Source organism: Xanthobacter agilis, from assembly GCF_021730435.1.
Taxonomy (GTDB): Bacteria; Pseudomonadota; Alphaproteobacteria; order Rhizobiales; family Xanthobacteraceae; genus Xanthobacter; species Xanthobacter agilis.
Map to the genome: position 1 here is coordinate 49,918 of NZ_JABWGX010000030.1, position 7,654 is coordinate 57,571.

The following is a 7,654-nucleotide window of genomic DNA, read 5'->3' on the forward strand; positions in this document are numbered from 1 at the left end:
AGCGTGCGGCTGCTACATTCATACACGCTAGGCGGCGAAGAACGCTTGGGGAGGGGCCATGAAACTGAGCGCAATTGCCATCCGAAACTTTCGGCGCCTTGAGGACGTCTCGATTGATATCGAAGAAAAGGAAACGATCTTCGTCGGGCCGAACAACAGCGGCAAAACATCGGCTACCGCGATCTTCCGATGCTTCCTTGGCGGTCGTGAGTTCAGGATCTACGACTTCTCGGTCGCGCGGATGGCCGACTTCGAGAAGTTCGTGGAATCCGGCAATCCCGCGGATCTCCCACAGATCAGTTTGGACCTGTGGTTCACGATCGATCCGAACACCATTGCGTTTGGGCGGGTGTTCACCCTCCTGCCGAGCCTGTCCGACTTCACACGCGTGGGGTTCCGGCTTTCGTACGGGATTGACGATGCCAAAAAGCTGCGCGAGCAATATTTCGCCGCCTATCCGTTGACCGACGGGACACGATCAAAGACGCTTTTCCAATACCTCGCAACGGACAACAATCTCGCCCGGCATTCGCTGGTCCGCTATGCCTCGCTAGAGGAAAAGGCGGTCGAGGGCAGCGTGGTCGAGGTTGTTGCCACCCCGCTCGAGCCTGAGGAGGGCAAGCGCCTCGTCCGGAATCTCGTGCGGGTCGAGTTCGTGGACGCGCAACGAAATATCAATGACGATGATAGCAGCCGCAGCAACCGTCTCTCGGCTGCGTTCGCAGCCTACTATAGGAAGAACCTTGAACAGGCCGATCAGGCTGCCGAGGCACACAAGGTCATAGATGAGAATAACCGGCAGTTGACCGGGCACTATAAGACGCAGTTTGCCCCTCTGATCGGCCTTATTGCAGGTCTCGGAGTACCATCAGTGAATGATCGCGAGCTTCGCATCATCTCATCGCTGAGCCCCGAAACCGCGCTGCGCGGCAATACCGAGTTGCTCTATGTCGACCCTGGCCGGAAGCATGAGCTACCGGAGCTCTATAACGGTCTCGGGTTCAAGAACCTGATCTACATGGCCATTCAGGCTAGGCACTTCCATTCGCAATGGCTTATGACGGCCGAGAGTCGGCCCTTGTGCCTCCTCATCTTCATCGAGGAACCCGAGGTTCACCTTCACGCGCAGGTGCAACAGACTTTCATCGCGAATATCTGGAGCGTTATCGACCAGTCCGCCAAGGACGCGAAGCAGCCCGACTTGGTTCCGCAGCTTGTCGTGACAACCCATTCGTCGCACATCCTCGACGCTGTCGACTTTGAGAAAGTCCGCTATTTCCAACGATGCCACTTGACCGGCGAGGAGGCGCACGAGGGAATTCGCAACGCCTCTGCTGTTCGAAGCCTTCGCGCCTTCCGGCCGGAAGCGGACGTCATCGACGGTGCCACGATCTCGCCTGAACAGGCGCTCGCGTTCCTGAAGCGATATCTCCGCCTCACGCATTGTGACCTATTTTTCGCGGACGCCGCTATCCTGGTGGAAGGCGCCGTCGAAAAGTTGCTGATGCCCTCGATGATAGAAACATCGGCCAAGCGGCTGCGAACCACCTACCTTACCGTCTTGGAAGTCGGCGGGGCCTATGCGCACCGCTTCGAGGGATTGCTCGCCTATCTGCGCATCCCATACCTCATAATTACCGATCTCGATTCCGTCGTTCCGACCGGATACCCGAGCGCGTGCCGCGCTGATGTCACCGGCGCCCGCACGTCGAATGCGTCCCTGAAATCGCTGTGCGGCAAAGAAACGGTCGCCGATCTGATCGCGATGTCGCAGGCCGAAAAGATCGTCGTAGCCAAGGATCGCTGCGTGGCTTTTCAGATGGACGTTAAGGTTAGTGAGAACGGCGTCAACCTCGCGATGCGCCCACGCACGCTCGAGGAGGCAATCGCGTATGAGAATTTCGCCCGCATCAGATCCAAGGCGATTAGCATCGGTATCGATATCCCCGCCGCGCTGCCGGACGCGTATCAGGCGCTCTATGACCGTATTCGCTCGGAGAACTTCAAGAAGACGGATTTCGCGATGAGCCTGTTGGCGGGCACCGCCGACTGGAATGTGCCGGCCTATATCGCAGAGGGCTTGGAATGGCTCGAATTGCGCCTGTGCGGGCCGGCACCTGAGCCCAGCAATTCGTCGGCCGTGCCGCCGAGCATTGTCACCGGCGAGGTATGATCATGGCGGAGAAGATCGAGACTGACGCCGACAAGGCGGTCCGTGCATGCCTAGACAGTCATCGAAGCTTCGCCCTGATAGCGGGAGCTGGTTCGGGAAAAACCAGCTCACTTGTCGAGGCGCTGGAGCGCATCCGCGAGCGGGAGGGGCGGCCCCTCCGCCAAAACAGTCAGCGTGTCGCGTGCATTACATTCACCAAGCGCGCGGTCGAGGTGATCAAGACACGCCTCGGTTTTGATGATCTCTATTTCGTATCGACTTTGCACAGCTTCGTGTGGGACCAGATCGGTCGCTTCCAATCCGATATTCGTGAGGCGCTACGTGAGCACCGGTTGCCGGCACTGATCGCGAAGGAGCGCGAAAAGGATAATGGCGGGGCGAGCCGGACTGCGCAGGAGGCGCGGGCTAGGGCGGATCGGTTCGAGCAGGAATTGGCGGCACTCGAGTCCGTTGCGCGCTTCGAATATACAGACACCAGGTTCGGAGACTATACAAACGGAAAGCTGGGTCATGACGACATCATCGAAGTCGCAGGCTATCTCTTTGAGAAAAATGTTACGTTCAGGCGCATCACAGGGCTGCGCTTCCCGTACATCTTCGTCGACGAGGCCCAGGACACGTTCGAGGGGATCGTCGCAGGGCTGAATCTTGTCGGCGCCGGTGACGGGCTTCCGGTCGTTGGTTATTTTGGCGATCCATGGCAGCAAATCTATGATCGTAGCGCCGGGACCTTCGCACCGCCTGCCAATGGCGAAACCATCACCAAGACTGAGAATTTCCGTTGCTCGGAAAGCGTCATCCGGCTGCTCAACGCCTTTCGCCAGGACGTGAAGCAATATGCCGCGGGCGAGAACAGGGGCCGGAAGGGCAGCGTCCTGTTCCGCCTCGTGAGGGCGGAGAAGCCCGAAGGTCCACGCAATACCTACACGGACGCGCAGATTGTGCGTGCCTTGGAGCGGATGGATGCGGCAGTGACCGAATGGGGCTGGAGCAACCGGGATGACGTCATAAGACTGTTCCTTGCTCGCCAGATGATCGCGCGGCGGATGGGCTTCGCCGATCTGAACCGCCTGTTCAACGGGACGTACGCCTCCTCGCGTGCCGAAGACCAGTTCGAGGCGGGAGAGCATTCTCTCCTTCTGCCGCTAACGACGACGGTACTTCCGCTGATCGTGGCGCATGAAGCAGGTGACAGCCGCCGGATCATCGACGTTCTCAGGCGCGATAGTCCGGCATTCGCGGTGGATGGTGTCAATGCGGCAAACACGCTGAAGACGATGATCGACACCTCCGTCACACTGGTCGACCAACTTGCGTCTCTTTGGGGATCGGCAACGATCGGCGACGTGCTCCGATTCTGTGTCGATAAGCAGATTGTCCACGCGTCAGATCGTTTGCGCGGTCATCTTGAGCGTCCGCCCCGCGCAGAGGAATACGATGAAGCGCAGCACAGCGTTGATAAGGGGGATTGGCTCGCCGATGCGTTCTTCAAAATGGCGACCACCGAACTTCGTCCCTACTCGGCGTTCATCGCGAACAACACAGCCTACAGCACGCAGCATGGCGTCAAGGGGGAGGAATACTCCAAGGTCATGGTCGTGTATGATGATGTCGAGGCGAACTGGAACAACTACAGCTTCGGGAAGATATTGACTCCGGGAACAGCTGGGGAGCCCACGGAGGGGCAACTCTCCCGTGGCCGTAAGCTCGTCTATGTCTCGTTCTCTCGCGCGCTCGAGGATCTCCGGGTGTTGTTCTTCTCCAGAGACCCTGACGCGGCCCGGCAGGAACTGATCGACAAGAAGTTGCTAGAGCCAAGCCAGATCGAGGTGGTCGCATAGGCAACGCTCAATCGCGAGCCTACATTTCGGGAAAGTACCGTCACGTCCCTTGACCCAATCTGCCACGACTGCGCTCCCGATCGGATCGTTAGCCGCTCATTCCTGCGGTTGAAACGCGCGGATGACCACCGACCTAAGCTCTTGTTGGCGAGACAATCGTCTCGCTTGCCAAAGGGCGCAAAAAACGGATGCGCGTCCTTCTTCAAGCTGGCATATGAATGCTGCCGAATCGAGTGAGCTTTTACTTCTATATTCAAGTAGTTCCGTTACCTCCGGCGTGAAGTGGGCGCTGTCGCTGTCACCACTTCTGATTGCTGAAGCGCCCCCTTGACCGGGCGCGTGCGCCGCTGATGAACATCCGGTGTAGGTGCTTTGCGAAAGGTGTCCGCTTCCGATGCGTGGCGTCGTTCGTCGAGCCACGCTTCAACCTCGGCCAAATCCCACACCACGCAACGCGAAGTCAGAAAGAAGCGCTTTGGGAACTCGCCGCGCTGTTCCATCTCGTAGATCGTCGTGTCAGCGAGTGGCACGATTTTGCGAAGCTCTGGGCGACGGATAACGCGCTTGAACAGGTCGGCAGGTGGCCGAAACCGTTTGGAGGTGGTTTCGGCCGGTCCTTTGACGGAAGGCTGCGTGGTCTCGACGTCCAGAGCTTTATCTTCGTGAGGAATGGTTTGTTCGCGTCGCATGTCGATCGCCTTCGATCGCTGTGGAATGACTGCGACCAAGGTGATGTATCTTGCTCGTGTATTGAAGGCGTCTGGCGTCGGCGGGCGGGAAACGGCGGCGATGGCGAACATTTCGGAGGGGTTGCTCCGCCCTATCGTGCGATCGCAGCATAAAGTGCACGGCTGATGTCGGCGGAGAAGCGGCCGCCATTCGACATGCCTTCGAGCGCGGTGTTGGTGAAGGCGACCAGCGTCAGATCCTTGCTGGGATCGACGAACCAGCTATGACCATAGGCGCCACCCCACCGCCAAGTGCCTGGGGACTCGGTCACACTGGCGGCTTCCGCATCGCGCAGGATCGAGAAGCCGAGACCATAGCCCCAGCCGGGTGAGCCTTCGATATCGAGCCCGGCAATCTGATCGCGTGCCATGTCCGCGACCTGTTCGGGCGCCATCAACGGCCCGCCGCTCGATCGCAGCGCTTCGAGCAGGGCCATCGTGTCGAGGGCCGAGCCGATCATGCCGGCGCCGCCGGACGGAAAGGCTTGCGCGTCGAAGGCGCGTGACGGGTCCATGCTGAGGCCGGGGAGACCGGGAAGAAACGGTACCTGGTCCGGCTCGCGCATCCGCCGCGGACGCGGGATGTCGTCGGCATAGGCGGCTGCGAGCCGGGTCGTGTCCGGAATCGAGAAGCCGGTGTCGTTCAGCCCGAGGGGCTCGGTCACCAGCATTTGCACCGCCTGCGGCAGCGCCAACCCCGTCGCGGCCTCGATCAAGGCGCCAGCGACATCGAGGGCGAGCGAATAGCAAAACCGCGTGCCTGGCCGAAACAGCAACGGCACCCCGGCGAGGCGGGAGAGGTTCTCGGCCAGCGTGATGCCGGTTCGGTCCATGCCATCTGAGACGCCGGCTCGATGCAGCGGCCCATCATCCGCCTCCAGAAAGCCGTAGCCAAGGCCGGACGTGTGGGTGAGGAGGTGGCGAAGCGAGATCGCGGCGGGCTCGCCCTCGAAACGCGGTTGGAAGTGCGGAAGCCATTCGGCGATCGGTCGATCGAGATCGAGTTTACCTTGCTCGACCAGGGCCATGGCCGCCGCCGCGACGAAGAGCTTGGAGACCGAGGCGAGGCGGAACTGCGCATCTTCGCGCATCGGGAAACCGGTCTCGCGATCTGCCAGGCCGGCGGCCCGGGTGTAGATCGGCTGGCCGTTCTGGCGCACCAGGACGACGGCGCCGACGATCCGCTCGGCCGCAATCGCCCCATCGATGACGGCGTCGAATCTCGTGGAGAGCGTGGTGGAAGAAGTCTGAAGAGGGCGTTCGAGCACGGGAGCTCCGTTTCGGGTCAAGGGGCGAAGGAGATGGGAAATCCGTGCCGGTAGGCGCGGTGTGCGGCGATAAAGGCCGCGGCCAAGAGCAAGAGCGCGACGGGTGCAAAGGCACCGGCTCCAAAATGATCGAGCAACACCCCGCCGATGATGCCGCCGCCGGCGATGGCCGCGTTCCAGGCGGTGACGAGCATCGATTGGGCGAGGTCGTGCATGTCTCCGGCCGCCTTGGCGAGGGCAGTCTGAAACAGGGTGGCGATGCCGCCAAAGGCGAGTCCCCAGAGCCCTGCGGCGCTCAAGACGATGGTCGGTGCATGACCGGCGATACCGAGCGCGAGCGCCGCGAGGCCGAACGACGCGATGCTGATCAGCGTCAGGCTCCTAAGGTGACGGTCGATCAGGACGCCGACGATCCAGATCCCGGCCAGCGCGGCGATTCCGAAGACGAGCAGAGCAAGATCGGTCCTGGTGGCTCCGCCAATACTGCCGAGCAAAGGGGCGATGTAGGTGTAGAGAATGTTGTGCGCGAGCACGAAAGTCAGAGTGACGAACAGAACCGGCCGGATTCCGGGCAAGGCGAATACGTGCGTGAGCGGAAGCCGCTCGTCCTCGGTCTGTCCCGGGAAGTCGGGGACTTTCATCGTCACCCAGGCAATCAGGATCAGGGTCAGGCCGCTCATGACCCCGAACGAAGCCCGCCATCCGATCGCGGCGCCCAGGTATGTTCCTGCCGGAACGCCGAGCGACAGCGCCAGCGGCGTGCCGATCATCGCGACGGCGATGGCGCGTCCCTTCGATCCTTCCGGCACCATCCGCGCGGCATAGCCGGCGATCAGTGCCCAGAGCAGTCCGGCGGAAACACCAGCGAGGAACCGGGCGACGAGCGTCAGTCCATAGCTATCCGATAGCGCCGTCGCCGTGTTCGCCACCGCAAATCCGGAGATGGCGAGGAGCAGGAGCGGCCGTCGCCGCATGCCTTGCGTCACGGTCGTCAGGGGAATGGCTGCGGCGAGCGAACCGATGGCGTAGAGCGTGACGAGCTGCCCGGCGAGCGCCTCGGAAACGCTGAGATTCGCACTGATCTGCGGCAGCAGACCGGCCGGAAGCGCCTCGGTCAGGATGGTGATGAACCCGGCCATCGCGAGCGCCAAGAGGTTCGACCACGGGAATGAAGCCGAGGTCGGTCGGACGCGGCCGGCCACGTCGTGGGAGCATGTCTTTGTCATGTCCATGAGACTAGCGGTATCGCCGATACGGAATAATCAGGCTATAATTCCGTTGATATCGGACATATGAGTCCGCAATCTCGGAAAGCTGCCATGGAACATCTCGGCGCGCTCAATGCCTTCGTTCAGACGGCCGAGGCCGGCAGCTTTGCCGCCGCCGCGATCAAACTCGGCATTTCGGCCTCCGCAGTGGGCAAGGCGGTCGCCCGACTCGAGGAAAGGCTCGGTGTGCGCCTGTTCCACCGCTCGACCCGGTCGCTGACCCTCACGCCGGAGGGCGAGCTCTTCCGCGACCGCTGCCGTCGCATCTTCTGCGAGATCGAGGCGGCGGAACTCGAACTGTCGCAGACCCGCGCGGCGCCGCGGGGAAAACTCCGCGTCAGCCTGCCACTCATCGGCATGCTGATGATGCCGGCGG

At 61.4% G+C, this 7,654-nt stretch carries 6 protein-coding genes; 3 read left to right on the forward strand and 3 right to left on the reverse strand.

The genetic code is table 11. The features are described 5' to 3' along the window. Positions 1 to 58: 58 nt before the first annotated feature. Positions 59 to 2,173 (forward strand): ATP-dependent nuclease, encoded by a 2,115-nt coding sequence (locus tag HUW53_RS18510; RefSeq protein WP_237347233.1) that lies wholly within the window; start codon positions 59 to 61, stop codon positions 2,171 to 2,173. Positions 2,174 to 2,175: 2 nt separating this feature from the next. Then, positions 2,176 to 4,014 carry a UvrD-helicase domain-containing protein gene (locus HUW53_RS18515; protein WP_237347234.1) on the forward strand — a complete coding sequence of 613 codons (1,839 nt, stop codon included), beginning with the start codon at positions 2,176 to 2,178 and terminating at the stop codon, positions 4,012 to 4,014. 266 nt (positions 4,015 to 4,280) lie between these two features. Here the strand turns inward: HUW53_RS18515 and HUW53_RS22195 are convergent, their stop codons facing one another. From HUW53_RS22195 to HUW53_RS18530, 3 genes are read right to left on the reverse strand one after another with little or no spacing between them, the layout of a single operon-like run. Then, positions 4,281 to 4,814, reverse strand: a complete 534-nt coding sequence (locus HUW53_RS22195; protein WP_442478247.1) for a helix-turn-helix transcriptional regulator — start codon at positions 4,812 to 4,814, stop codon at positions 4,281 to 4,283. Between the two features lie 20 nt (positions 4,815 to 4,834). Continuing rightward, positions 4,835 to 6,010, reverse strand: a complete 1,176-nt coding sequence (locus tag HUW53_RS18525) for a serine hydrolase domain-containing protein (protein ID WP_237347235.1) — start codon at positions 6,008 to 6,010, stop codon at positions 4,835 to 4,837. Positions 6,011 to 6,027: 17 nt separating this feature from the next. After that, positions 6,028 to 7,149: an MFS transporter gene (locus HUW53_RS18530; RefSeq protein ID WP_237347236.1), complete on the reverse strand. Its 1,122-nt coding sequence runs from the start codon at positions 7,147 to 7,149 to the stop codon at positions 6,028 to 6,030. 180 nt (positions 7,150 to 7,329) lie between these two features. Here HUW53_RS18530 and HUW53_RS18535 point away from each other — a divergent pair. Next, the coding region (locus HUW53_RS18535; protein WP_237347237.1) for a LysR family transcriptional regulator at positions 7,330 to 7,654 on the forward strand (325 nt) is incomplete at its 3' end.